Source organism: Komagataeibacter europaeus, assembly GCF_002173515.1.
In the GTDB taxonomy this organism is placed as follows: domain Bacteria; phylum Pseudomonadota; class Alphaproteobacteria; order Acetobacterales; family Acetobacteraceae; genus Komagataeibacter; species Komagataeibacter europaeus.
In genome coordinates this window covers 1,693,827-1,718,226 of the sequence record NZ_CP021467.1, presented here as the reverse complement: position 1 = coordinate 1,718,226, position 24,400 = coordinate 1,693,827, and the positions used below count along the sequence as shown (strand labels likewise).

Here is a 24,400-nt window from a genome sequence, read left to right as displayed (position 1 = left end):
GCGGTGACCCATCGCTTTGTCTGTCCGGATGTCATTGCTGAAATCCGGGCCGTCTGTTCGGAACATCTCGTCGGGCTGGCATCGGCTGATGGGTGCCGCGCGCCATCCAGCCTGCCGAATGTGCGATCGTCGCGATTGAAGAAAACAATATCCGCAATTTTCTTGTTTATGTGGAAGGACAGCTGGAACTGGTCAGGTCTGGCATTGATGAGGACAGGCGCCGGATCAGCGCCGCCGTGACGCCCGGGCCAGCAGGGCCGTGGCTGTCACACCCGCCAGTGTCTGGATCAGGCAGGCGCGACGGTACAGCGCAAGGGCACGGTGCAGGTCGGCAGGAAGCAGTCCGGACCGGCCATCCCCCACCCACGGTTCCGCCACGCTGACACCGTTATAGGCGCGGGGACCGGACAGGCGTACGCCCAGCGCGCCTGCCATCGCGGCCTCCGGCCACCCGGCATTGGGGGAACGATGGTGACGGGCGTCGCGCCGCAGGATGCGCACGGCGTCCCGCGCATTCATGCCCTTCAGGGTCAGGGCGGCAAGGATGATCCACAGTGCCGACAGCCGGGACGCAGGCAGGTTGACCAGATCATCCAGCTTCGCCGCCGCATAGCCAAAGGCTTCATGCCGGGGCGTGCGGTGGCCGATCATGCTGTCCGCCGTATTGACCGATTTGTAGAAGACCGCGCCCGGCAGGCCGCCCACCACCATCCACAGCAGGGGGGCCACGATGCCGTCTGAAAAGTTTTCGGCCAGTGTCTCGGTCGCGGCGCGTAGTACGCCTGCCTCATCCAGTTGTTCAGGATCGCGGCCGACAATGTGGGAGACGGCGCGCCGGGCGGCGGGCAGGCTGTCCTGCGCCTGTACCGCCACGGCTTTGACATGGTCATGCAGCGAACGCTGGGCCACGAGGGAACTGGCCAGCACCGCCGTCAGTGGCAGCGCCAGCCACCGTGGGAGGATGCGGTGGATGGCACGATCCACCAGTATGGCAGTTGCCGTGGGCACCGATACAATCAGCACGCTGGCCACAAAACCGCTGGCCCGGCGTCGTGCCGGGGTGGCGTCTGGCGTATTGAGCCGCCTGTCCAGCAGGCCGATCAGCCCCCCGGTCCACATGACCGGATGTCCGACACGGCGCACCAGCGCCTGCGGGTAACCCACGGCCATGTCGGTCACTGACGCGATGCAGGTGGTGCCAAGATTTCGCAGCATGAAAAGGGCAGGGCGCATGCCCGCGTGGATATGGTGCGCCCCGTAACGGGTCAAGGGCGCGCGTCATGTCAGGGCGTATCTGGCAATATCCTGTTGATGAAAATAATAAAAGTTCTTCCGGGTGCTGCCTTTTTTCAAAGAGACGGCGTTTCGCTGAAATTTTGTTAAAAAATATCCCTGGAAAATTGATACGATCTGCAACCGATCAAACCGGGAATGCCGGGATACCGCCGTCCTTGCGGAGCGGACTGGCGGAATGTGGAAAAGTTTACCCGCACCCGTTTTGCCGTGATCAATATTTCTTGCATTAATAAATATGTCGGAAAAATGGACTAGGCATTTATCCATACCTCACGGATATAGTGAGCATTCGGATCAAGAGAGACATGACAAACGGGTAGGCATTTTTGGGTATCAGTGGTTTACGGTTCACTTCGTCGCGGCGGCAGTTCATGCAGGGACTGGCAGGGGTTGCCGCATGCAGTACGGTTCTTGCCTCCCCCTCGGGTCATGCCAGTCGGCCCACGCCCTATGCCCCGCGTTTTTTCACCCCTGCCGAATGGGCGTTCCTGATCGCCGCCTGTGACCGCCTGATCCCGGCCGATGAAAACGGCCCCGGCGCACTGGCGCTGGATGTGCCCCGTTTCATCGACATGCAGATGGATACCCCCTACGCCTCTGGCGCGCAGTGGTACATGCAGGGGCCCTTCGTGCAAGGGCCGGACAACCTTGGCTACCAGTTGCCCTATGCCCCGCGTGACCTGTACCGACGCGGGATCGCGGGCATGAACGCGCACGCCGCCACTCGTCATGGCAGGCCGTTCGCCGGGCTTGCGCCCGCATTGCAGGACGATCTGCTGCATGGTGCCGAAAACGGCAGCATGATCTTTGGCGACATGCCGTCCACCGTGTTCTTTGACCAGTTGCTGGCCAATGTGATGGAAGGCGCATTTTCGGATCCCGTACATGGCGGCAATACCGGCCTTGGGGGCTGGACCATGCTGGGCTTTCCCGGTGCGCGGGCGGATTTCATGGACTGGGTGGACCGCTACGGCGCGCATTACCCGCTGGGCAGTGTCTCCATCTCGGGGGAAACGGCATGAGCGACGACGCACGCAGGCTGCACCCGGTTGACGTGGTGATCGTGGGCGGTGGCTGGGCCGGGTCGATCATGGCCAAGGAAATGACCGAGGCCGGGCGGTCGGTCGTCATGCTGGAACGCGGGCCGGACCGTAGCACGGCGGCAGATGGGGCCTATCCTGCCTCGATCGACGAACTGGAAGCCAATTTCCGCTATAAACTGTTCCAGGACCTGTCGAAAAACACGGTCACCATCCGCAACAACAGCCAGCAGACGGCGTTGCCCTATCGCCGCATGGCCGCCTTCCTGCCCGGTGAGGGCGTGGGGGGCGCGGGCCTGCACTGGTCGGGCGTGCATTTCCGCATGCCACCCGATGATCTGCGCCTGCGCACGCGCGTGATCGAGAAATACGGCGCCAAATTCATTCCCGAAGGGATGAACCTTCAGGATTACGGCGTCAGCTACGAGGAACTGGAACCCTTTTTCGACAAGGCGGAAAAGGTATTTGGCACATCGGGCGAAGCGTACATGGTCAAGGGACAGGTCGTGGGGAAGGGAAATATGTTCTCTCCCTCACGCTCGGACCATTTCCCGCTACCCGCGCTGAAGGATGTCTATACCGCCCACCTGTTCCGCAAGGCGGCCGAGGAAGTGGGCTTCCATCCCTATTCCCTGCCTGCGGCCAATGCATCGCGGCAGTACATCAACCCGTATGGCGCGCAGATGGGCCCGTGCAATTTCTGCGGTTATTGCAGCGGGTATGCCTGTTACATGTATTCCAAGGCATCGCCCAACGTGAACATCCTGCCGGTGCTGCGGCGGCATCCGCTGTTTGAACTGCGCGCAGGCTGCCATGTGCTGAAGGTCGAACTGGATGCGGATGGCAGGCGCGCGACCGGCGTGACCTATACCGACCCCGACGGCAGGGTTGTGACCCAGCCTGCGGAAATGGTGATCCTGACGGCTTTCCAGTTCCATAATGTCCGGCTCATGCTGCTGTCGGGCATCGGCAGACCTTATGATCCCGTACACAACGAAGGGGTGGTGGGGCGCAATTTCGTCTACCAGAACGTGACGACCAGCAATGTCTGGCTCGACCGCAGCATTGATACGAACCAGTATATCGGCGCTGGCGGTGGTGGTGTCGCGTTTGATGATTTCAACAGTGAAAACTTCGACCATGGACCGCTGGGTTTCGTGGGGGGATCGCCGGTCTGGGTGAACCAGGCAGGCGTGAAGGCCATTGCCGCCGCCCGTTCCGGCGGGCCGCCGGGCACGCCGCGCTGGGGCAGTGCGTGGAAGGCGGGCGTGATCGACACCTACCGCCATTCCCTGCGGATTGATGCGCATGGGGCGAACATGGCCTATCGGGACGTGTATCTCGACCTCGACCCGACATGGAAGGATGCCTACGGACAGCCGCTGCTGCGCATGACGTTTGACTGGAAAGACAATGACATCCGCATGAACCGCTATGTGGTGGACAGGATCGGCGATGTGGCGAAGGCCATGGGCGCACGGCGTGTCAACCTGACAAAACGTGAATTCGGCAAGCCGTTCGATACAAGACAGTACCAGACCACCCATCTGGGTGGGGGGGCGGTGATGGGCAATGACCCCGGGACCAGCGCGCTCAACCGCTACCTGCAGTCATGGGATGTGCATAATGTGTTCGTGATCGGGGCGAACGCCTTTCCGCAGGGAACGGGGTACAACCCCACGGGCATGGTCGCGGCGCTGGCGTACTGGGCCGCCCACCATATCCGCACGACCTACCTGTCCCATCCCGGGCCGCTGGCGGGATGAGGGCCGTGGCATGGGCAGGCCGGTTCTGCATGCTGGCCAGTGCAATACTTGCGGTGATGGTGTGCGGGCCGTCCGCACGCGCGCAGGAACCGGCGCGGGATGATGTGATTGCGCGCGGGGAATACGTGGCCCGCGTGGCCGATTGCGCGGCCTGCCACAGCGTACCCGGTGAGGCGCCATTTGCCGGGGGCATGGCCTTCCACCTGCCGACCGGCACGCTGTACGCGCCCAACATCACGCCGGACCGGCAGACCGGCATTGGCCAGTATTCCGAAGCCGAGTTCCGCCGTGCCCTGCGCCGGGGCATCCGGCGCGACGGGACGACGCTGTACCCGGCCATGCCCTATCCATCCTATGCACGCCTGACGGATGAGGACGTGCATGTGCTGTATGTCTATTTCATGCAGGGCGTGAAACCCGTCGTGCATGTGGTGGCGCAGGATGGCATGTCATGGCCGATGTCCATGCGCTGGCCGCTTTCCATCTGGCGCATGCTGTATGCCCCCGACCCGAAGGCCGTGCGGCAAGACATGGACCGTCGCACCTTTGCCGACCCGCTGGTCGCCCGTGGCAGCTACCTGGTCGAAGGGCCGGGACATTGCGGCGCATGCCATACGCCGCGCGCCCTGACCATGCAGGAAAAGGCCCTGACGGCGGAGGACGGGCCGCTGTACCTGTCGGGGGGGGATGCAGTGGATGGCTGGCGTCCCGTCAGCCTGCGCGGGGAAAACCGCACCGGGCTGGGACGGTGGAATGAACAGGACATCGTGCGTTTCCTGGCCACCGGGCGCATGCCACTGGGGGCTGCCTTTGGTGGCATGACGGACGCCATCGGCCATGGCACGCAGCACATGACGGATGAGGACCGCCTGGCGATCGCGCGGTACCTCAAGACCCTCTCTCCCGCGGCACCGGCGCTGGCGCGGGGCTGGACCTATGACCCGGCAGTGACCGACGCCCTGCACGCGGGTAATGTCTCCGCCCGGGGGGCGCGTGCCTATGTCGACAGTTGTGCGGCCTGCCACCGCACCGACGGCCATGGCTATCCCACCACGTTCCCGCCACTGGCGGGCAATCCGGTGGTCATGGACCCCAAGCCCGATTCCCTGATCCGCATCGTGCTGGAGGGGAATACCCTGCGCGCCACGCGGCAGGCGCCCTCCGCCTTTGTCATGCCCGGGTTCGCCGCGCGCATGGATGACAGTACCGTTGCGGATACCGTCACCTTCATCCGCGCGGCATGGGGTAATGACGCGCCCGCCGTAACAGTTACGGATGTCGCGCGGATACGGCGCACACTGTCGCCCGAACACCCGCCTGTATCCGTGCCCATGAACTGATTGTGAACCATGCGCGGGGACGGGTTCGGTTGCCCTTGTGCCCCGGACTTGCATGAATGGCCTGATATCCGGCACCGGGGGGAGACGATGACCATGTCCATGCACAGGCGTGACCTGTTCCGCGCCATCCTGCCACTGGCCATTGGCATGGCAGGTGTCGCGCATGCGGCGGAACCGGCGCATGACACCACCAACCGTGACCACGGCGTGGCGCCGTCCGGCCCGTTTGAAATCGTTGCCCGGTTTGATGGTCCCGGCCCGTCGGGGATTGCGGTGACGCATGGGCGCGTATTCGTGGGCTTTCCCCGCCATGCGGTCAATCACCACGGGGCGACCCTGGCGGAACTGAAGGACGGGAAGCTGTATCCCTATCCCGATGCCGCGCACAGCATGCCCTCCGATCAGGTTCCCGCCAACCGCCTCATGTCCGTGCACGGCATGACAACCGATGCGCGGGGCCGGTTATGGGCCATTGATGATGGCAAGCTGGCGGGGCAGCCACTGGCGCCGGGTGCGGCGAAGGTGATCGGGATCGACCCGGAAACGGACCGGATATTCGCCAGCATCATCCTGCGCGCGCCAACCCTGCTGCCGGACAGCCACATGAATGACCTGCGGGTGGATCTGACGCATGGGGCGCAGGGCACGGTTTATGTGACTGATTCCTCCTTCGGCCTGTCACCCGCCCTTGTGGTGGTGGATATCGCGACAGGACGGCAGCGCCGGGTGCTGGCCGATCATCCCTCCATTCAGGCGGAGCGCCCCTTCATGGCGGTGGTGGAGGGACGGCCGCTGGTATTCGACCCCCCGCAGCACCCGCCCGCCTTTGTCTGGGGCGGTGTGGATGGCATTACCCTGTCACCCGACAGCGCCACGCTGTATTACAGTCCCCTGACCAGCAGGCGGCTGTACAGCATTCCCACCAGCCTTCTGGCTGATTTTTCCAGGACCGACGCTCAGCTTGCCGCCGGGATCCGTGACCTGGGGGAAAAGGGCGTGGCCGATGGCCTGGCCAGTGATGCAAGGGGGCGGATCTACACCACCAATTTCGAACATGACGCCATCTTCCGCCGCAATGCCGACGGGACGTTCGACACCATGGTGCATGACCCGCGTATCCTTTCGCCCGACGGAATATTCGTTGATGGCGACATGGTTTACTGCACGCTGGGACAGTGGAACCGGCTGGGTGGGCTGAATGGCGGGCATGACCTGCGGGTGCCGCCCTATTACCTGATCCGCTTTCCCACCGATGCGCCCATGCCCGTGGACGCGACAAAGCCCGCGCACGGTTAGTTGCCCCTTTCCCCCGACGCTGAATTGCGGCAACAATCGCAGCCATGAATATTATGTCGCGTATGATCCTGCCGCTCATGCGGCGTCTGGAACCCGAGACCGCCCATCGTGTCGCCCTTGATGCCTTGCAGCTTGGGCTGGGCGGGGTATCGTGCCCGGGGAAAGATGACCCGGCGCTGTCGGTGCGGGCCATGGGCCTGCGGTTTCCCAACCCCATCGGCATGGCGGCGGGGTTTGACAAGAATGCACTGGTCGTGCGCCTGCTGGCGCGTTCGGGCTTCGGTTTTGTCGAAGCCGGGACCGTGACCCCGCGCCCGCAGCCCGGCAACCCGCGGCCGCGCCTGTTCCGGCTGACGGAAGACCGCGCCATCATCAACCGCATGGGCTTCAACAATCAGGGCATCGACCGCTTTGCCGTGCGCATGGCCCGCCTGCACCGCGTGTCGTCCCCGCGCCGCACGCCGGGCGCGCAGGTGCCGGTAGGTGCGAACCTTGGCATCAACAAGACCGGGGCGGACCCCGAACGCGATTACCCCATGCTGGTCGGGCGGGTTAAGCATTATGCCGACTACATCGTCATCAACCTGTCATCGCCCAATACGCCGGGCCTGCGTGACCTGCTGGAGGCCACGCGGCTGAAGGGCATCCTGGACGCGATCAACGTCGCCCACCCCGAACGGCCACCGCTGCTGGTCAAGATATCACCCGATATCGCGCATGATGACGTGGCGGCCGTGGTCGAGGCCGCGATTGCCGGTGGCGCGCAGGGGCTGATTGTCTCCAACACCACCATTTCCCGCCCGGCGGGGCTGCGCAGCCCGTATGCCGATGAGGCTGGTGGCCTGTCCGGTCGGCCACTGCGCACGCTGGCGCAGGACATGCTGACCCGTGTGGCGCAGGTGGCGGCTGGCCGCGTGGCGCTGGTGGCCTGTGGCGGGATCGAAACCGGGGCGGATATCGTGGACCGGGTGCGTGCGGGCGCTGACCTTGTGCAGATCTACACGTCCTATGTTTACGAAGGGCCGGGCATCATTGCGCGCCTGAAGGCCGAAACCCTGCGCGCACTGCGCGCCGAAGGGTTCGAGACGCTGGCCGACGCCAGGGGGACCGCACTCAAATGAAATGGCATGACGGGCTGTCCACGCTGAACGATGATTATGACGGCTACATCCTCGACCTGTGGGGTGTGGTGCATAATGGGGTGCAGCCCTATCCCGGTGTTCTGGAATGCCTGCAGCGGCTGCGTGAGGCGGGCCGTCGTGTCGTGCTGCTGTCCAACGCGCCACGCCGGACCGCAACGGTGGAGCCAAACCTGCGCCGCATGGGCGTCAGCGCCGACCTGTATGACGCCATCATGACCAGTGGCGAATGCACCCACCGCATGCTGGCCAGCCGCGATGACCCGTGGTTTGCCGCACTGGGGCGACGCATGATCCATCTGGGTCCGGAAAAGGACGTGGATGTCTATGCCGGGCTGGACCTTGATGTGGTCACCGACCCGGCCCATGCGGATTTCGTACTCAATACCGGGCCTGATGCCGAACTGGGGGAAGAAGACATCGCCCCCTACCTGCCGCTGCTGGAACGCTGCGCCGTACACGGGCTGCCCATGATCTGCGCCAACCCGGACCAGCAGGTCATCCGGGGCACGCAGCGCCTGATCTGTGCCGGGGCCATGGCGGGCTGGTATGCGGAACATGGCCGTGACGTGCGCTGGATCGGCAAGCCCTATCCCGAAGTGTACGGGCTGGCGCTGTCACTGCTGGATGTACCACGCGACCGGGTGCTGGCATTGGGGGATGCGCTGGCGACCGACATGCGTGGCGCGGCGACTGTCGGGATTGACGGCTGCTGGGTACTGGGCGGCATCCATCAGGAAATGCTGGGCGGCAGCTGGGCGCAGGGGCGTAACCCGGATTACGATCTTGCGGTGGAAGAAGCCACGGCCGCCGGGCTTGCGCCGGTGGCCTGCGTGCCCTCCCTGCGCTGGTAAGCGGCCGGTCCGCGCCTGCGTTCAGGCGTGGCCGGTGGCGGAACTGTACCACGCGGGGTCAATGTGCACGCTGGCCAGCGCCTGCCGCCACTTGGCGTTGTGATCGGCCCCGAATACGATCTTTTCTGTGGCCGGGGCCGCGATCCATGCATCATGGTGCAGCATTTCTTCTTCAAGCTGTCCCGCTTCCCAACTGGCATGGCCCATGGCCAGCAGCGCATGGGCGGGGCCATTGCCATCGGCTATGTCACGCAGCACGTCCAGGCTGGCCGTAAGCGTGGTGGTGCGGTCCACCGGCAGGCTGCCGTCACCGCTCCAGTCCGATGTATGCAGCACGAATCCCCGCCCGTTATCCATGGGTCCGCCCGCGCACAGGTTGATGCGGCGACGCGGGGGGACGGGGGCGATACCAAGCTGTTCCAGCACATCATCAAGGACAGGCTGGGACAGGCGACGGTTGACGACCAGACCCATGGCCCCGTCCTCGGGCGAATGGGCGCACAGATAGATGACACTGCGCGCGAAAGCGGGATCAGTCAGGGCAGGGGTGGCCACAAGCAGGTGACCCGTCAGGCTGCAGCCTGGAGTTGTCGCAAAGGAAGCCATACACCACCATAGAACCGGATTTGTCCTCCTTTGCAACCATTTCAGGCGTGATCCGTGGTGTGATTGTTCTCAATGACGGATGTCCTGCAATATGCAAGGCTTGCCGTTACATGCAGGAAGGAGATCGACCATGAAGCAGACCGCATTGGTAACCGGTGCCACAGCCGGATTCGGCAAGGCGATTGCCCACCGTCTTGTGCATGATGGATACCGTGTCATCGCCACCGGCCGCAGGCAGGAACGCCTTGACGCCCTGGCGGCGGAACTGGGGCCGGACCTGCTGCCCTTCCGGCTGGACATGGATGATGCCGCTGCCATCGCGGCCCTGCCGGGCAGCCTGCCGGAGGGATGGCGCGATGTGGACGTGCTGGTCAACAATGCCGGGCTGGCGCTGGGTATGGAAAAGGCGCAGGACGCGGATATCGCCAACTGGCAGACCATGATTTCCACCAACGTGACCGGCATGGTCGAACTGACCCGTGTGCTGCTGCCCGGCATGGTGGCGCGTGACCGCGGGCATGTCGTCACCCTGGGCAGCACGGCTGGCACCTATCCCTATACGGGCGGCAATGTGTATGGCGCGACCAAGGCGTTTGTCAGGCAGTTCACGCGCAACCTGCGCTGCGACCTGCTGGGCCATAATGTGCGCGTGACGAACCTTGAGCCCGGCCTGTGCGGGGGGAGCGAGTTCAGTCAGGTGCGCCTGCGTGACGAAGCAAAGGCGGCGGCGGTGTATGAAGGCACGAAGCCGCTGCTGCCGACCGACATTGCCGAGACGGTGGCCTGGGTCCTGTCGCTGCCGCGTCATGTCAACATCAATGAAATCGAGATGATGCCGGTCTGTCAGGCGGCGGGCGGGCTTGCGGTGGCGCGGGGGATGAAGGACTGATCATGGCCCGCAAGACCAAGGATATGAGTAACAGGCTTGCGCGCCAGTTCTGCGTGCGCAACGGACATGATTTTTCCCTGGCGTCCTGTCCCACGCGGGCGGCGGAAGCCTGCGGACTGGACAAGAAAACCGGCAAGCAGTTGCTGAAGGAACGCATCGGCCGCCTGTCGCAATTGCAGTCGGTGCTGTACGCCAATGGCACATGGTCCGTGCTGGTCGTGCTGCAGGCGCTGGATGCGGGGGGCAAGGATGGCGTGATCAAGCATGTCATGTCCGGCATCAACCCGCAGGGTGTCAGTGTTACGTCGTTCAAGCAGCCCGGCCCGGTTGAACTGTCGCATGGTTACCTGTGGCGCGAACATCTGGCGGCGCCCGCGGCAGGCCGCATCGGCATTTTCAACCGCAGTCATTATGAGGAAGTACTGGTCACCCGCGTACATCCCGAACTGCTGGATCATGAATGCCTGCCCGCCTCCCTGCGCAGGAAGCCGACATTCTGGCGGGACCGTTATCAGGATATCAGCCATTTCGAACAGTACATGGCGCGTCAGGGCACGATCGTGCTGAAGTTCTTCCTGCATCTGTCAAAGGAGGAGCAGCGAAAGCGCTTCCTGCGCCGGATCGACCATCGCGCCAAGAACTGGAAATTCTCGCCAGCCGACATCCATGAACGGCAGTACTGGGATGATTACCAAAGCGCGTACGAAGAAGCGATCCGTCGCACCGCCCACCCCGATGCACCATGGTTTGTCGTGCCCGCCGACCAGAAGTGGTTTGAGCGTCTGGTAGTGATCGAGGCCATTATTGATGCGCTGGAAAAACTGCACCTGAAAATGCCGGCATCCGATCCCGCCATGGCGGCGGAAATGGAAAAGGCCCGCAAACAGCTTGAAGCGGAGGCACCACAGGCCCCCCATCACGCCGTTCATTGACGTGCGTGCCCACACCCCGCAAAAGATTGTGATCTTGTGTGAATGGAGAACAGTCATGGCGGCAACGCGCTGGCATATACGTGGGGTGATGGGACTGGCGGCGGTCCTGGCGGTGCAGGGCGCGCTGATGGTACCGGCCGAGGCGCGTCGCCATCATCACCACAGGCGGGAACAGGCCGGGGAAGAATACCAGCAGTCCGGCAGTGAGAAGGACAATGCGCAGACCCAGGCCATCGCCAGTCCCGTGCCGGAAACCTGCGATGACCGCAAATTCCTTGCCGATGTCGAGGCGGCGGAAGGCAGGCAGGGCGACCAGCCTGATCGTGTCGAACATATCTGTGGCCGCGTGATCGCGGTATCCGCGTCAAAACGGACCCGCAGCGGCCTGCATGGCTATTTCTATGTTGATGTCGGCAATGGCGTGTCCATCCGCATCGTGTCCGATCTGGATCGTATGTCCGCACCCGCATGGCCGTGGGTGGCGAAGGGGGATCAGGCGGATGTGCTGGGCCGGTATTATTACGACAACGCCCGTAGCCAGGGCATTGACTGGACCCATCACGGCACCGGTCGCACGTGGCCTGTGGCGGGATATGTGACGGTCAATGGCACGCGTTACCAGTAAGGGACTGTTTGAGATGTTGGAGAAGTTTTTGGGTGCCGCCTTTTTTAAAGATGGCGTTCCCTGAAGCTTTTTGAAAAAGCTGCACCAAAACTTTTACCTTTATCGGCGCATCATTCAGCCGCGCGGGGCCAGCAGGATGATGGCGGCGCCAACAATGCAGATCGCGGCCCCGCCGATATCCCAGCGATCAGGTGGCAGCTTTTCCACCAGCCATGACCAGATCAGGCTGGCGGCAATATAGACCCCCCCATAGATGGCATAGGCCCGGCCCGCGTTATCGGCCGGGCTGAATGTCAGCAGCCATGCAAACAGCACCAGCGACAGGCAGCCCGGCACCAGTACCAGTGCCGAACGCCCCAGACGCATCCATGCCCAGAAACAGAAACACCCGCAGATTTCCGCGAATGCGGCGGGAATATAAATGGCGGCCGTCAGCATGGGGTTCCTTTCCGGGGCAGGGGTACAAAAAAACAGGGACCATTTCTGGTCCCTGTCATTTTCAGGATATCGCCACAAGGGCTTTATCAGTCGGCGGCTTCTTCTTCCCGCGTGCTATCGCCTTCATCCCCTTCGGTGGACGGGTTTTCCGCCTGCGAGATGTATTCAAAGTCCAGCTTGCCGTCCTTGAGCGTGATCTTGGCCACGCCTCCCTTGGTCAGCTTGCCGAACAGCAGTTCTTCCGCCAGTGGCTTCTTGATGTATTCCTGAATGACACGGCCCAGCGGGCGCGCACCATACAGGCGGTCGTAACCCCGCTCCGCCAGCCATTCGCGTGCTGCGGACGAAATCTCGATCATCACGTTACGGTCCGCCAGCTGGGCTTCCAGCTGGAAGATGAACTTCTCCACTACCCGGTCAACCACATGCGGCGACAGGTTGGCAAACGGGATGATCGCATCCAGCCGGTTGCGGAACTCCGGCGTGAACAGGCGTTTGATCGCATCCTCGTCCTCGCCTTCGCGGGACGTGCGGCCAAAGCCGATCGCTTCCTTGCTCAGGTCGGCGGCGCCCGCGTTGGTGGTCATGATCAGGACCACGTTACGGAAATCGACCGTCTTGCCGTTATGGTCGGTCAGCCGTCCATGGTCCATCACCTGCAGCAGGACGTTGTACAGGTCCTGATGCGCCTTCTCGATTTCATCAAGCAGCAGGACCGCGTGCGGGTGCTGGTCGATGGCGTCGGTCAGCAGGCCACCCTGGTCAAAGCCGACATAGCCCGGCGGCGCACCGATCAGGCGCGAGATCGAATGCCGTTCCATGTATTCCGACATGTCGAAACGGATCAGTTCGATCCCCAGCGTGCTGGCAAGCTGCTTGGCCACTTCCGTCTTGCCAACACCCGTGGGGCCGGAGAACAGGTAGTTGCCAATCGGCTTTTCCGGGTCACGCAGTCCGGCGCGCGACAGCTTGATCGCGGCCGTCAGGGCCTCGATCGCCTTGTCCTGCCCGTAGACCATGCCCTTGAGGTCACGCTCCAGCGAACGCAGCGTTTCCTTGTCGTCGGACGATACGCTCTTGGGCGGGATGCGCGCGATCTTGGCGACGATATCCTCCACATCCTTCAGCGTGACCGTCTTGCGGCGGCGGTTTTCAGGCACCAGCATGCGCGATGCACCGACTTCGTCGATCACGTCGATGGCCTTGTCCGGCAGCTTGCGGTCATGGATGTACTTGGCCGACAGTTCCACCGCGCCCTTGATCGCATCATCGGTGTAACGCACCTTGTGGTGCTTTTCGTAATTGACCTTCAGGCCACGCAGGATCTTGACCGCGTCATCGACCGAGGGTTCCGCCACGTCGATCTTCTGGAACCGGCGCACCAGCGCGCGATCCTTTTCAAAGTGCTGGCGGTATTCCTTGTACGTGGTCGAACCCATGCAGCGCAGCGTGCCAGCAGCCAGCGCGGGCTTGAGCAGGTTGGACGCGTCCATGGCCCCGCCCGACGTGGCGCCCGCGCCAATGACGGTATGGATTTCGTCAATGAACAGGATGGAGCCGGGGTTGTTGTCCAGTTCGGTCACGACCGCCTTCAGCCGTTCCTCGAAATCACCACGGTAGCGGGTGCCCGCCAGCAGCGCGCCCATGTCCAGCGAGTAGATCGTGGAATTGAGCAGCACTTCAGTTACGTCGCCCTCGACAATCCGCTTGGCCAGCCCTTCGGCAATGGCGGTCTTGCCCACGCCGGGGTCGCCCACATACAGCGGGTTGTTCTTGGTGCGGCGGCACAGGATCTGGATCGTGCGCTCGATTTCGGAGTCGCGGCCGATCAGCGGATCAACCTTGCCTTCCTGCGCCTTCTCATTGAGGTTGGTGCAGTAGGTGGACAGCGCATCCTGGCTTTTCTGCCCGGTCTTGCCGCGTTCCTCGCTTTCACCGCCTTCGGGCGCGCTACCGGCAACAGGCCGGCGCGTGGAACGATCAGGCGCCTTGGCGATTCCGTGGGAGATGAAGTTGACCGCATCCAGCCGCGTCATGTCCTGCAGCTGCAGGAAATAGACGGCGTGGCTTTCGCGTTCGGCGAACAGGGCGACCAGCACGTTCGCCCCCGTCACCTCGTCCCGCCCGGTGGACTGCACATGGATCGCGGCACGCTGGATCACGCGCTGGAAGGCGGCAGTGGGCTTGGGATCAACGGTACGGTCGGCGGCCAGCCCCGCGAGGTCCTTGTCAAGGAAGTCGGTCAGGTCGGTGCGCAGCTTGGTCAGGTCAACCCCGCAGGCGCGGAATACCGTCACGGCGTCCGGATCATCGATCAGGGCGAGGAGGAGGTGTTCAAGCGTTGCGTATTCGTGCCGGCGGTCGCCAGCCAGTGTCAGCGCACGGTGAAGCGTCTGTTCAAGATTACGTGACAACATGCCGAGACGCTCCTTTTCCAAGAGGGGCCACCCGGGCCCCGGAGATCATAACCGGTAGGTCAGGACAATCCTTGCCCCGTTGTAGTGGAAATGCCAGCACAAAATGCCATGGAACGCGATCGGATCGCGACGGGGGCGGTAAGATGCGCTTGTCCGTGGGGTCAGTCCTTCTCGATGGTGCATTGCAGCGGGTGCTGGTTCTGGCGCGCCAGATCCATCACCTGTGTTACTTTGGTTTCCGCAACCTCATACGTAAAGACCCCGCACACGCCGACGCCACGTTTGTGAACGTGCAGCATGATGTCCGTCGCCTCCTCGCGGTTTTTCTGGAAAAAGCGTTCCAGCACATGCACCACGAATTCCATCGGGGTGTAGTCATCGTTCAGCATCAGCACCTTGTACATCGCCGGCTTGCGGGTCTGCGGGCGGGTGCGGATGACAACGTCAATCATGCCGTCATCATTGCCGGGGGGGGAATCCTGCCCACCGTTGCGGCGTGGTGGCGTGTTGCCACCATGTCCGTGCGGATACGTGCCGCCCATTTCGGGCGACGACACGGGGCGGAACAGGGAAGGGCGAGCAATAGCAGACATGACAGGTACCATATTGGAACTTTGCCGTCAGTTGGAAGGGGTGGCGCGACATGGATACAAGGATTTTTTTTGCAATCCCGGTCCCGGGCCTTCTGTCCGCCACAATCGGCGGGCATGGAAATACGCTCTGGACGAATAGAAAACCTTTCTTTTAGAATGGTTGCAGCCAAGCAACCCATGAATGGATGGAGGGGCGCCGGGTAATACCCGTGTGCTCGGAAGCCGTATGATTGTCATCGCACGCGCAGGTTTCACCATTCCATGAGCCGTATTCCCATGTCCCGTCTTTCCCGCCTGAAGGTAACCGCAACTGTCGGGCTGTGTGTCGGCATTGGCGGCATGCATGCCGCCCGTGCCCAGTATGTGGGGCAGGTCAGCGCCATCGTGCTGGACGCCCGCACCGGTGCCGTCCTGTCACAGCAGGATCCCGACCTGCGGCGTTATCCCGCCAGCCTGACAAAACTTATGACTCTGTACCTTGCTTTCAAGGCCGTGCGTACGGGTCAGGTCACGCTGGACCAGCCCATGCCGGTTTCGATACATGCCGCCTCCATGGAACCATCCAAGCTGGGGCTGCGGCCGGGCAGCACCCTGACGGTGGAACAGGCGGTGCTGGCGCTGGTTACCAAATCGGCCAACGACGCCGCCTGCGCGCTGGGTGAATTCCTGGGCGGCGGGGATGAAACCCGTTTTGCCGCGATGATGACGCGTGAGGCCGGGCGTCTTGGCATGTATGACACCGTGTTCCGCAATGCCTCCGGCCTGCCCAATCCCGAACAGATGACATCGGCGCGCGACCTTGCGGTGCTGGCGCGTCACCTGATCGTGGATTACGGCGAGTACTATCATTATTTCGCGGTGCCCGGCTTCTATTTCCATGGGCATGAAGTCCCCAACCATGACCCGATGCTGGGTGCCTATCCCGGCGCGGACGGGCTGAAGACCGGTTATACCGCCGTGGCGGGGCATAACCTCGTCACCTCCGCCGTGCGCGATAACGTGCGCCTGATCGGCGTGGTGATGGGGGCGAAATCCAACAACCGCCGCAACGCCACCATGACCGCCCTGCTGGATAACGGTTTCGAGGCAAAGGGGATCGCCCCGGTCGCCCCGACACCCGCTGCCCGTCCCGCCACGCGTCCGCTGCTGCTGGCACGTGCGGGGGGTGGCACCGTGGCGGGGCGGCATGGCGCGCATGGCGTAAGCCTTGCTTCCATGCGGCTGAACCCCGTGCAGCCTGACGAAGTGGCCGAGGCCCCCTCGATTCCCGCATCCTACACCCGCATCCGCCGGGGGCATGGCACGGTCGTGCATGTCCATCCCGCGACCGTGCATGCGCGTGTGCACCTGGTTGGCATGGGGCATGTCGCCCATGCCACGCATGCCCGTGCGAAGGCGCGAAGCTGACAGCGCGTTCCGGGCGCTGTATAGAAGGCATGACATTATCCATCCGGCGCGGCTGGCATGCGGGTCAGGCGTGTTCCTGTCGTCCCGTTCATGACTGCGGGCGGGTGGTCATGTGACGAACACAGGAAAGGATAACGCCATGGAAGGCGATATGCGCGGCGGCGGGGTGCAGATCCACTCCCCCGAGGATTTTGCCGGAATGCGTGCCGCAGGCCAGCTTGCCGCACGGACGCTGGACATGATCACGCCGCATGTGCGCGCCGGGGTCACCACGGGTGCACTGGACAGGCTGATCCACGATTTCATGATCGCCAATGACGCGGTGCCGGCCACACTGGGTTACCGGGGGTACCCGGCCTCCAGCTGCATCTCGATCAACCATGTCGTCTGCCATGGCATTCCCGGTGATCGGGAACTGAAGGATGGTGACATCCTGAATATCGATGTGACCGTTATCCTGGATGGCTGGTTTGGTGATACCAGCCGCATGTACACGGTCGGCAAGATACCCATAAAAGCCCAGAAGCTGATCGAGGCGACGTACGAATCCCTCATGCTGTCCATTGATGCGGTGCGTCCGGGCGCGACGCTGGGTGATATCGGGCATGTCATCCAGACCTATGCCGAAGCACGCCGTTTTTCGGTGGTGCAGGATTTCTGTGGCCATGGAATCGGGCGTACCTTCCATGCCCCGCCAAACGTGCTGCATTATGGCCGCCCTGGTGAGGGGCTGGTCCTGCGTCCGGGCATGTTCTTCACCATCGAACCAATGCTGAACACCGGGCGTCCGGATGTGAAGATCCTGGAAGACGGATGGACCGCCGTTACGCGCGACCGTTCCCTGTCAGCCCAGTTCGAGCATATGCTGGGCGTGACCGAGGACGGGTGCGAGGTCTTTACCCTGTCACCCGCGGGCTATACCTGCCCGCCTTATCCAGTTGATGGAAAATAAACGTTTTAAAGCGCCGTCTTTTAAAAAAAAGGCGGCGTTTCCTGACGATTTCTGCACAAAGCGTCCCCCAGAAGTTCTTATGACTGAAGGATGTCCCGGGGGCTGGCTGTTCAGGCAGCCTTCAGGGACAGGCCCGCTGCCTGACACGCAGGGGAAACGGAAATCAGCAACGGAGCGAGCCAACATGCCTTTTCCCCGTAACCTGCGGTATGGCGCGATCCTTCTTGCCTGCCTTGTGACCGGCATGCCGGATGCCGGGCAGGCCGCAGTGGCCGACCCGCTGGCCTTTGAAACCACCCGGACGGGACAGGCCGTGGGCCTTGCCCCCGTGCCCGGGCGGCACGCGATGGTGGTCAGCGCGCAGGATCTTGCATCCCATGTGGGCGCGGACATCCTGGCGCGTGGTGGCAATGCGGTGGATGCCGCCGTTGCCGTGGGGTACGCCATGGCCGTGGTCTATCCGGCGGCGGGAAATATCGGTGGCGGCGGGTTCATGACCCTGCGCACGCCGGACGGGCATGTCACCTTTGTCGATTTCCGCGAACACGCGCCGGGTGCCGCGACCCCCACGATGTATCAGGATGCGTCGGGCCATGTCATCGCCGGGGCGTCCACCGCAGGCTGGCGGGCCGTGGCGGTGCCGGGCACCGTTGCGGGGATGGAGGACGTGCATGACCGCTGGGGCAAGCTGTCGCGTGCCGATGTCATGGCTCCCGCCATTGCCCTTGCGCGTGACGGGGTCATCCTGAAACAGAGTGATGTCGAGCTGCTGCATACCATGACCGCGGCCTTTGCGCGGGACCCGTATGCGCGCGCGATCTTCCTGCACCCCGATGGCACGCCGCTGGAGGCAGGCGACCGGCTGGTGCAGGCCGATCTGGCCCGGACGCTGGAACGGATCGCGCGTGATGGCGCGCGGGCGTTCTATGATGGCCCGATTGCAAGGGAAATTGTCAGAAGCAGCCAGAAGGGCGGTGGTATCCTGTCGCGAAAGGATTTCACCAGTTACCACACGCGCATGATGGCGCCGCTGTCCTGTGACTATCGCGGCTATCATATCGACACGGCCCCGCCACCCAGCGGCGGTGGTGTCGCATTGTGCGAAATGCTCAACATCCTGTCGGGCTACGACATGCATGCCCTTGGCCTGCACACGGCGGCCAGCGTTCAGCGTGAGGTCGAGGCCATGCGCCATGCCTATGCCGACCGGCAGAACCTTGGCGACCCGGCTTTCGTGACCAACCCGGTCTCCCACCTGACCGACCCGGACTATGCACGGCAGGTCCGTCAGTACCTGCCGCTCAACCATGCCGTATCCTCCGCCAGCCTGCACCCGGGTGAAGCCGGGGGCGAGAAGGAAGAGACCACCCATTATTCCATCGCGGATCAGGACGGGACCGCCGTTGCCGTGACCTATACCCTGAATGGCTGGTTCGGGGCCGGGGTGGTGGCGGGAAAGACCGGCATCGTGATGAATGACGAGATGGACGATTTTTCCAGCCGTCCGGGTGAACCCAACATGTTCGGCATCGTCGGCAGCGCCGCCAATGCCATCGCACCGGGCAAGACGCCACTGTCATCCATGGCGCCCACCATCGTCTCACGCAACGGGCAGCCGGTCATGGTGCTGGGCAGTCCCGGCGGTTCGCGCATTCCCACCATCATCCTGTCGGTCCTGACCGGCATGGTGGATTACGGGCTGGATGTGCAGCAGGCGGTTGACCTGCCACGCATCCATGAACAGTGGCAGCCTGACGTGGTGCAGGTGGAACATGGCGCGCTGTCGCCCGCCGTGACGCATGCCCTGACGCGTGAGGGGTACCATATTGAAGAACACGCCCCGTGGGGGCTGGCCGAAAGCATCCTGTCCGGTGGCCCGCGCATCGGGAAGGTGGGGCAGGCGCGTTATTACGGCGGGGCGGACATGCGCCACCAGTCCGGTGCGGCCGTCGGGGAATAAGTGGACGAAGGGTGTGATTTTTTCCAACGCCCCCTTGTGCATGGGGCGGGTGTATGTGTTAGAACCCGCTCGGGAGATCGGTTGTAGACGGATACCTTGCTAACCTGGTCAGGTCCGGAAGGAAGCAGCCGTAGTGAGTTTCGTCCGGGTTATGGCCGGTCTTCCACCCGAAAGTTTCCATGTCGCGATGGCGCCCTGGGCGCGGTTGCCACTTCTCCAGCCCGGATGCATCAATGACCGTCCCGTCGGATCAGGATCGTTCCGAGGAGGCCGGGCTGCCTGCACCGCCCGCAGACGGTCCCGGACTTTTTGGTGACGCAGGGCCATCGCCCGCCCCCACCACGCCGGATGCGGCCCCTGCGGCGCCCTACCGGGTACTGGCCCGGAAATACCGTCCCACAACCTTTGACGACCTGATCGGGCAGGAAACGACTGTCCGTATCCTGCGCAATGCCTTTGCGCTGGGGCGGGTCGCGCACGCGTTCATGCTGACCGGCGTGCGGGGGGTGGGCAAGACCACCACGGCCCGCATCATCGCCCGCGCCCTGAACTGCACCGGACCGGATGGCAGGGGTGGCCCCACGGCCGACCCGTGTGGCGTCTGCCCCAACTGCGTCGCCATCCTGGCGGACCGGCACCCCGACGTGCTGGAAATGGACGCCGCGTCGCGCACCGGCGTCGATGACGTGCGCGAAATCATCGAAGCGACCCGATTCCGTCCCATGCAGGGACGGATGAAGGTCTTCATCATCGATGAAGTGCACATGCTTTCGCGCAACGCGTTCAACGCGCTGCTCAAGACGCTGGAAGAACCGCCGGCGCAGGTCACCTTCATTTTTGCGACCACCGAACTGCGCAAGGTTCCGGTCACCGTCCTGTCGCGCTGCCAGACCTTTGCCCTGCGTCGCGTGCCGCAGGTGGAACTGGCCGCGCATTTCGACCGGGTGGCGCAGGCTGAACATGTCCGCTTTTCCCCCGATGCGCTGTCGCTGATCGCCCGCGCTGCGGACGGGTCGGTGCGGGACGGGCTGTCGCTGCTGGACCAGGCCATTGCCCAGGGCACGCTGGATGGGGAAGGTGGCACGGATGCGGCCCCCATCGGCGTGGACCTCGTGGCGGGCATGCTGGGGCTGGCGGATCGGGGGCTGGTGTTCGACCTGCTGGATGCAGTGCTGGCGGGCAAGCCCGACCGGGCGCTGGCCATCACGGCGGATGTCTATGTGCGTGGCGGCGATCTGGGCGTGCTGCTCGGCGATGTGCTGGAACTGGTGCATACCGTGTCGCGTATCAAGGCGATTCCGGCACTGCGTGATAACCCCGAACTGCCTGAAGCCGAGCGCGAGCGGGGCGCGGCCCTGGCCGAACGCGTGCCCGTGCCGGTGCTGGGGCGGACATGGCAGATGCTGCTCAAGGGCCTGTCGGAAGTGGAACAGGCCCCTGACCGCAGGCAGGCGGCCGAAATGGTGCTGATCCGCCTGTGTTACGTGGCCGACCTGCCGCCGCCGGGCGATGTCGTGCGCAGGATGCTGGGGCAGGATGCCGCGGCGGCCCCCCTGCATGTGTCGGAACCGGCAGGGGATGGCGGCGGCGCGACCATGTCAGCTGTCTCCGCGTCGTCCCCCACCGGCGGGAACCCGCATGGTGGCGGGATCCGCATGGTGGCCAATGGCGGCATGCGGGTTGAAACCACGCCGCAACCCGCGCCCCGGACCGGAAAGGTGGCGGAAACCGCCCCCACGCCGCAACCCGTCGCCCCGCCGCGCACATGGCGCGAGACCGTGGCGTTTGTATCAGGCCGTGACGCCATGCTGCATGGGCACCTGCGCCATGCGACGCATCTGGTGTCCTTTGCCCCGCCACTGATCGAGATACGGATCGAGCGCAACAGCCTGCCCGGTCTTGCCCGGCGGCTGGAAACCGTGCTGCGTGAGGGCACCGGCGATTCCGCATGGCAGGTGCGCCTGTCGGAAGAGCAGGGGGAAGCAACCCTGGCCGAACAGGGGGCGGAGATCATCCAGTTGCATCGTGCCGCGGCGCAGGCCCATCCGCTGGTGCAGGCCGCGATGCAGGTCTTCCCGACGGCCCGCCTGGGTGAGGTCACGGACCACGCGCTGGATGACTATGGCCTGCCACCGGAAGAAATGGCGGCCGGAAATCTGGCCCCGGATCTCGAATTCGCGCCTCTTGATGCCGATCTGGTAGAAGAGGACGATCTGGATTCAGATGATTTTGCCTGAGGAGAGCAACTGAACATGAAAAATCTTGCCGGCCTGATGAAGCAGGCCACACAGATGCAGGCCCGCATGGAAGAAATGCAGGCCAAGCTGGAAGACATGACGATCGAAGGCAGCGCGGGCGCTGGCATGGTGACCATCACCATGAACGGCAAGGGCGACATGAAGGCGATCCGTATCGACCCCAAGCTGGCTGACCCGGCCGAGATGGAAATGCTGCAGGACCTGATCCTTGCGGCCAGTGCTGATGCGCGCAAGAAACTTGACGCCACTGCCAGCGAGGAAATGAAGAAGGTTACAGGTGGCCTGAGCCTGCCGGGCGGGATGAAATTCCCGTTCTGATCCATGACACCGGGGGACATGCATGAGCGGCAGGGGCGAAATTGACCGGCTGGTGACCCTGTTGGGCCGCCTGCCGGGACTGGGGCCACGTTCGGCCCGCCGCGCGGCACTGGCCCTGCTGCGCCAGCCCCATGCGCGGATGCTGCCCCTTGCCGAAGCAATGGAACAGGCGGCCCGCGCCGTGCGCACCTGTTCAACGTGCGGTAACCTCGACACGACGGATCCGTGCGGTATCTGCGCCGATCCCACGCGTGATGACGGACTGGTCTGCGTGGTGGAAAACGTGGGCGACCTGTGGGCGCTGGAACGCGCGGGCGTGCATCGCGGCGTGTACCAGGTGCTGGGCGGTACGCTGTCCGCCCTGTCGGGCATGGGGCCGGATGACCTGAACGTGCAGCCCCTGTTCGACCGTATCGCCGCAGGTGGCGTGCGTGAGGTCATCCTTGCGCTGGGCACGACGGTGGAAGGCGCGACCACCATGCACTGGCTGCATGAACGCCTGGCCCGTTTCGATGTGCAGGTCAGCCGCGTGGGGCAGGGCGTGCCGGTAGGCGGCGCGCTTGACGTGCTGGATGACGGGACGCTGGCCGCCGCCATCATGGCGCGCAGGCCGGCGTGAGCGACACCGCTGCATGGCCCGTGCCCGCCGCCATTCCGCGCGTGGCGCTGGTGACGGGGGGTGCTGCCCGGCTTGGCCGCGCCATTGCGCTGGAACTGGCGCGGGCGGGCTTCGATATCGCCATCCATTACAATGAATCCGCCCATGCGGCCGGACAGGCGGCGGCGGAAATCCGTGCCCTTGGCCGCAGGGCGCAGGTATTTCAGGCCGACCTGTCACATGAAGCATCGGTCCGTCCCCTGCTGCCCGCCGTCACGGACGCGCTCGGGCCGGTGGGTATGCTGGTCAACAATGCCAGCACCTTCCGCCGCGATGAATGGGATGACGCCACACGGGCAGGGTGGGACGGGCATATGGAACCCAATACCCGCGCGCCATTCGTGCTGATGCAGGAATTCGCACGTCTGCTGCCCCCGGGGGCGGAAGGCATGGTGCTGAACATGCTGGATGAACGCGTATGGTCGCTGACCCCGCATTTTGTCAGCTATACCGTGTCCAAGGCCGCGTTGTGGACCCTGACGCAGACCATGGCGCTGGCGCTGGCGCCGCATCGTATCCGGGTCAACGCCATCGGTCCCGGCCCGGTACTGCCCACGCCACGGCAGACGGCGGACCATTTCGCCCGGCAATGCGCCTCCGTCCCGCTGGGGCATGGGGCGACGGTGGATGAAATCGCCCGCGCGGCGCTGTCGCTGCTGTGCCTGCCGTCCGTAACCGGGCAGATGCTTGCCCTTGACGGGGGGCAGCACATGCAGTGGTCGCCCGCCCCGCGCCCGGCCTGAACATTTCAACCGACTGGATCCGCCATGTCCCTGCTGCCGCCATGGAATGAACCGCAACCGCTGCGCTGCCTGTTTGTGCGCAACATGGTGCTGGACGCCCATATTGGCGTGTTTGAACATGAACAGGGCGTGACCCAGCGCATTCGTGTCAACGTGGTCTTCGGTGTGCCGGACAGTGCGACACTGGACGTGGGGCCGGACGATCTGGAACGCACGGTATCATATGAACGTGTGGTGCTGCTGGTGCGCGAAATCGTGGCGCGTGGCCATGTCGCGCTGGTGGAAACGCTGGCCGAACGAATCGCGGCGGGCGTGCTGGAGGACAGGCGCATCCGCATCACGCGCGTCTGCGTGGAAAAGCTGGATATCTTTGACGATGCCGAATCGGTCGGCGTCGAAATCGAGCGCCGCAACCCGCACGCCTGATGCAAAAAACGGCCCGGGACAGTAAGCCCCGGGCCGGATCAGGTCAGTTGTCGTGGTCGTCCTGGTCGGTCTTCACGTCGATGTCGGCGCGGCTGATATCGTCGTCATCATCGTCGTCAAGGCCCGCATCGTCCGGCAGGACGGCGGCATCATCATCATCGGCGTCGGTATCCAGATCGACGTCGACATCGTTTTCGAGTGCGTCATCAGCCGTCTTGGGCTTGGATTCGGGGGCAGCTTCCACCGGGCGACGGACGCGGGGCAGTTCCACGGGCTGTTCAGCGCCGCATTTGGGGCAGACGGCCGGATTCTTGTTCAGATCGTAGAAACGGGCGCTGCAGGAGACACAGACACGTTTGGTGCCGAGGTTGGACTGAGCCATCTTGAACCTGTCGATCCTGTTTTGATTATGAATGAAGCCACGATATCCGGAAGTGGCAAAAGGCG

The 24,400-nt window shown here is 63.7% G+C and carries 23 protein-coding genes and 1 other RNA gene; 18 read left to right on the top strand and 6 right to left on the bottom strand.

Features of this window, described 5'->3' with window-relative positions; translation table 11 throughout:
* Window positions 1-225: 225 nt before the first annotated feature.
* Complete coding sequence (gene cbiB / locus S101446_RS07940; RefSeq protein ID WP_087608052.1) at window positions 226-1,269, bottom strand: adenosylcobinamide-phosphate synthase CbiB; 1,044 nt, start codon at window positions 1,267-1,269, stop codon at window positions 226-228.
* Between the two features lie 398 nt (window positions 1,270-1,667).
* On the opposite strand from cbiB, the gene S101446_RS07935 reads away from it, so the two are divergent.
* The 6 genes from S101446_RS07935 (at window position 1,668) to S101446_RS07910 (ending at window position 8,731) form a co-directional block, all read left to right on the top strand.
* Window positions 1,668-2,318 (top strand): gluconate 2-dehydrogenase subunit 3 family protein, encoded by a 651-nt coding sequence (locus S101446_RS07935; RefSeq protein WP_244184583.1) that lies wholly within the window; start codon window positions 1,668-1,670, stop codon window positions 2,316-2,318.
* Window positions 2,315-4,102, top strand: coding sequence for a GMC family oxidoreductase (locus S101446_RS07930; RefSeq protein ID WP_087608050.1), 1,788 nt, complete (start codon window positions 2,315-2,317; stop codon window positions 4,100-4,102). The genes S101446_RS07935 and S101446_RS07930 overlap by 4 nt, the downstream gene beginning before the upstream one ends.
* Window positions 4,103-4,131: 29 nt before the next feature.
* Window positions 4,132-5,442, top strand: a complete 1,311-nt coding sequence (locus S101446_RS07925) for a c-type cytochrome (RefSeq protein ID WP_087608049.1) — start codon at window positions 4,132-4,134, stop codon at window positions 5,440-5,442.
* Between the two features lie 87 nt (window positions 5,443-5,529).
* Window positions 5,530-6,738: an L-dopachrome tautomerase-related protein gene (locus tag S101446_RS07920; protein WP_087608048.1), complete on the top strand. Its 1,209-nt coding sequence runs from the start codon at window positions 5,530-5,532 to the stop codon at window positions 6,736-6,738.
* 44 nt (window positions 6,739-6,782) lie between these two features.
* Window positions 6,783-7,859 (top strand): quinone-dependent dihydroorotate dehydrogenase, encoded by a 1,077-nt coding sequence (locus S101446_RS07915; RefSeq protein ID WP_087608047.1) that lies wholly within the window; start codon window positions 6,783-6,785, stop codon window positions 7,857-7,859.
* Window positions 7,856-8,731, top strand: coding sequence for a TIGR01459 family HAD-type hydrolase (locus S101446_RS07910; protein WP_010506840.1), 876 nt, complete (start codon window positions 7,856-7,858; stop codon window positions 8,729-8,731). The genes S101446_RS07915 and S101446_RS07910 overlap by 4 nt, the downstream gene beginning before the upstream one ends.
* A 21-nt stretch (window positions 8,732-8,752) precedes the next feature.
* Here S101446_RS07910 and S101446_RS07905 read toward each other — a convergent pair whose 3' ends face one another.
* Complete coding sequence (locus S101446_RS07905; RefSeq protein WP_010506839.1) at window positions 8,753-9,337, bottom strand: YqgE/AlgH family protein; 585 nt, start codon at window positions 9,335-9,337, stop codon at window positions 8,753-8,755.
* A 130-nt stretch (window positions 9,338-9,467) separates the two neighbouring features.
* Between S101446_RS07905 and S101446_RS07900 the strand changes: the two genes are divergently transcribed.
* The 3 genes from S101446_RS07900 to S101446_RS07890 are packed head-to-tail and all read left to right on the top strand — an operon-like array spanning window position 9,468 to window position 11,783.
* Window positions 9,468-10,226 carry an SDR family NAD(P)-dependent oxidoreductase gene (locus tag S101446_RS07900; RefSeq protein WP_087608046.1) on the top strand — a complete coding sequence of 253 codons (759 nt, stop codon included), beginning with the start codon at window positions 9,468-9,470 and terminating at the stop codon, window positions 10,224-10,226.
* Window positions 10,227-10,228: 2 nt separating this feature from the next.
* Entirely contained in the window at window positions 10,229-11,158 is a 930-nt protein-coding gene (locus S101446_RS07895) for a polyphosphate kinase 2 family protein (RefSeq protein ID WP_019090454.1), read from the top strand.
* A gap of 55 nt (window positions 11,159-11,213) precedes the next feature.
* Window positions 11,214-11,783 carry a DUF3465 domain-containing protein gene (locus S101446_RS07890; RefSeq protein WP_087608045.1) on the top strand — a complete coding sequence of 190 codons (570 nt, stop codon included), beginning with the start codon at window positions 11,214-11,216 and terminating at the stop codon, window positions 11,781-11,783.
* A gap of 114 nt (window positions 11,784-11,897) precedes the next feature.
* Here S101446_RS07890 and S101446_RS07885 read toward each other — a convergent pair whose 3' ends face one another.
* The 3 genes from S101446_RS07885 to clpS all read right to left on the bottom strand — a co-directional run bounded on the left by S101446_RS07885 (window position 11,898) and on the right by clpS (window position 15,180).
* Entirely contained in the window at window positions 11,898-12,221 is a 324-nt protein-coding gene (locus S101446_RS07885; RefSeq protein ID WP_010506832.1) for a YnfA family protein, read from the bottom strand.
* A gap of 86 nt (window positions 12,222-12,307) precedes the next feature.
* A complete protein-coding gene (clpA, locus tag S101446_RS07880) occupies window positions 12,308-14,638 on the bottom strand; it encodes an ATP-dependent Clp protease ATP-binding subunit ClpA (RefSeq protein ID WP_087608044.1) in 2,331 nt (776 codons plus the stop codon).
* 161 nt (window positions 14,639-14,799) lie between these two features.
* The gene (gene clpS, locus S101446_RS07875) at window positions 14,800-15,180 is read right to left on the bottom strand and encodes an ATP-dependent Clp protease adapter ClpS (RefSeq protein WP_026019524.1); all 381 of its coding nucleotides are present in this window, start codon (window positions 15,178-15,180) and stop codon (window positions 14,800-14,802) included.
* A gap of 312 nt (window positions 15,181-15,492) precedes the next feature.
* On the opposite strand from clpS, the gene S101446_RS07870 reads away from it, so the two are divergent.
* From S101446_RS07870 to folB, 9 genes are all read left to right on the top strand, one after another.
* Window positions 15,493-16,638 carry a D-alanyl-D-alanine carboxypeptidase family protein gene (locus tag S101446_RS07870; protein ID WP_026018386.1) on the top strand — a complete coding sequence of 382 codons (1,146 nt, stop codon included), beginning with the start codon at window positions 15,493-15,495 and terminating at the stop codon, window positions 16,636-16,638.
* Window positions 16,639-16,777: 139 nt separating this feature from the next.
* A complete protein-coding gene (map, locus tag S101446_RS07865) occupies window positions 16,778-17,590 on the top strand; it encodes a type I methionyl aminopeptidase (protein ID WP_010506823.1) in 813 nt (270 codons plus the stop codon).
* 184 nt (window positions 17,591-17,774) lie between these two features.
* The gene (gene ggt / locus S101446_RS07860; RefSeq protein WP_087608043.1) at window positions 17,775-19,550 is read left to right on the top strand and encodes a gamma-glutamyltransferase; all 1,776 of its coding nucleotides are present in this window, start codon (window positions 17,775-17,777) and stop codon (window positions 19,548-19,550) included.
* A gap of 72 nt (window positions 19,551-19,622) precedes the next feature.
* Window positions 19,623-19,717, top strand: an RNA gene (ffs, locus tag S101446_RS07855) — signal recognition particle sRNA small type.
* Window positions 19,718-19,783: 66 nt separating this feature from the next.
* Window positions 19,784-21,787, top strand: coding sequence for a DNA polymerase III subunit gamma/tau (locus S101446_RS07850; RefSeq protein WP_087608042.1), 2,004 nt, complete (start codon window positions 19,784-19,786; stop codon window positions 21,785-21,787).
* A gap of 15 nt (window positions 21,788-21,802) precedes the next feature.
* The gene (locus S101446_RS07845; protein ID WP_010506817.1) at window positions 21,803-22,126 is read left to right on the top strand and encodes a YbaB/EbfC family nucleoid-associated protein; all 324 of its coding nucleotides are present in this window, start codon (window positions 21,803-21,805) and stop codon (window positions 22,124-22,126) included.
* Window positions 22,127-22,148: 22 nt separating this feature from the next.
* The gene (gene recR / locus S101446_RS07840; RefSeq protein WP_010506815.1) at window positions 22,149-22,745 is read left to right on the top strand and encodes a recombination mediator RecR; all 597 of its coding nucleotides are present in this window, start codon (window positions 22,149-22,151) and stop codon (window positions 22,743-22,745) included.
* Window positions 22,742-23,527: an SDR family oxidoreductase gene (locus S101446_RS07835; protein WP_087608041.1), complete on the top strand. Its 786-nt coding sequence runs from the start codon at window positions 22,742-22,744 to the stop codon at window positions 23,525-23,527. Before recR ends, S101446_RS07835 begins: the two co-directional genes overlap by 4 nt.
* 24 nt (window positions 23,528-23,551) lie before the next feature.
* Window positions 23,552-23,953 carry a dihydroneopterin aldolase gene (gene folB, locus S101446_RS07830; protein ID WP_087608040.1) on the top strand — a complete coding sequence of 134 codons (402 nt, stop codon included), beginning with the start codon at window positions 23,552-23,554 and terminating at the stop codon, window positions 23,951-23,953.
* Between the two features lie 43 nt (window positions 23,954-23,996).
* Here folB and S101446_RS07825 read toward each other — a convergent pair whose 3' ends face one another.
* On the bottom strand, window positions 23,997-24,335 hold the full coding sequence (locus tag S101446_RS07825; protein ID WP_208620574.1) for a TIGR02300 family protein: 339 nt from the start codon (window positions 24,333-24,335) through the stop codon (window positions 23,997-23,999).
* Window positions 24,336-24,400: the final 65 nt, after the last annotated feature.

What these genes read in the sequence shown, in the direction of transcription:
- S101446_RS07870 (WP_026018386.1), top strand. Translation starts at nt 15,493, where the DNA reads ATGAGCCGTATTCCCATGTCCCGTCTTTCCCGCCTGAAGGTAACCGCA.
- S101446_RS07930 (WP_087608050.1), top strand. Translation starts at nt 2,315, where the DNA reads ATGAGCGACGACGCACGCAGGCTGCACCCGGTTGACGTGGTGATCGTG.
- map (WP_010506823.1), top strand. Translation starts at nt 16,778, where the DNA reads ATGGAAGGCGATATGCGCGGCGGCGGGGTGCAGATCCACTCCCCCGAG.
- S101446_RS07895 (WP_019090454.1), top strand. Translation starts at nt 10,229, where the DNA reads ATGGCCCGCAAGACCAAGGATATGAGTAACAGGCTTGCGCGCCAGTTC.
- S101446_RS07920 (WP_087608048.1), top strand. Translation starts at nt 5,530, where the DNA reads ATGACCATGTCCATGCACAGGCGTGACCTGTTCCGCGCCATCCTGCCA.
- ggt (WP_087608043.1), top strand. Translation starts at nt 17,775, where the DNA reads ATGCCTTTTCCCCGTAACCTGCGGTATGGCGCGATCCTTCTTGCCTGC.
- folB (WP_087608040.1), top strand. Translation starts at nt 23,552, where the DNA reads ATGTCCCTGCTGCCGCCATGGAATGAACCGCAACCGCTGCGCTGCCTG.
- S101446_RS07925 (WP_087608049.1), top strand. Translation starts at nt 4,132, where the DNA reads ATGCTGGCCAGTGCAATACTTGCGGTGATGGTGTGCGGGCCGTCCGCA.
- S101446_RS07935 (WP_244184583.1), top strand. Translation starts at nt 1,668, where the DNA reads ATGCAGGGACTGGCAGGGGTTGCCGCATGCAGTACGGTTCTTGCCTCC.
- clpA (WP_087608044.1), bottom strand. Translation starts at nt 14,638, where the DNA reads ATGTTGTCACGTAATCTTGAACAGACGCTTCACCGTGCGCTGACACTG.
- S101446_RS07890 (WP_087608045.1), top strand. Translation starts at nt 11,214, where the DNA reads ATGGCGGCAACGCGCTGGCATATACGTGGGGTGATGGGACTGGCGGCG.
- S101446_RS07905 (WP_010506839.1), bottom strand. Translation starts at nt 9,337, where the DNA reads ATGGCTTCCTTTGCGACAACTCCAGGCTGCAGCCTGACGGGTCACCTG.
- clpS (WP_026019524.1), bottom strand. Translation starts at nt 15,180, where the DNA reads ATGGGCGGCACGTATCCGCACGGACATGGTGGCAACACGCCACCACGC.
- S101446_RS07885 (WP_010506832.1), bottom strand. Translation starts at nt 12,221, where the DNA reads ATGCTGACGGCCGCCATTTATATTCCCGCCGCATTCGCGGAAATCTGC.
- S101446_RS07900 (WP_087608046.1), top strand. Translation starts at nt 9,468, where the DNA reads ATGAAGCAGACCGCATTGGTAACCGGTGCCACAGCCGGATTCGGCAAG.
- recR (WP_010506815.1), top strand. Translation starts at nt 22,149, where the DNA reads ATGAGCGGCAGGGGCGAAATTGACCGGCTGGTGACCCTGTTGGGCCGC.
- S101446_RS07910 (WP_010506840.1), top strand. Translation starts at nt 7,856, where the DNA reads ATGAAATGGCATGACGGGCTGTCCACGCTGAACGATGATTATGACGGC.
- S101446_RS07825 (WP_208620574.1), bottom strand. Translation starts at nt 24,335, where the DNA reads ATGGCTCAGTCCAACCTCGGCACCAAACGTGTCTGTGTCTCCTGCAGC.
- S101446_RS07850 (WP_087608042.1), top strand. Translation starts at nt 19,784, where the DNA reads ATGACCGTCCCGTCGGATCAGGATCGTTCCGAGGAGGCCGGGCTGCCT.
- S101446_RS07915 (WP_087608047.1), top strand. Translation starts at nt 6,783, where the DNA reads ATGAATATTATGTCGCGTATGATCCTGCCGCTCATGCGGCGTCTGGAA.
- S101446_RS07845 (WP_010506817.1), top strand. Translation starts at nt 21,803, where the DNA reads ATGAAAAATCTTGCCGGCCTGATGAAGCAGGCCACACAGATGCAGGCC.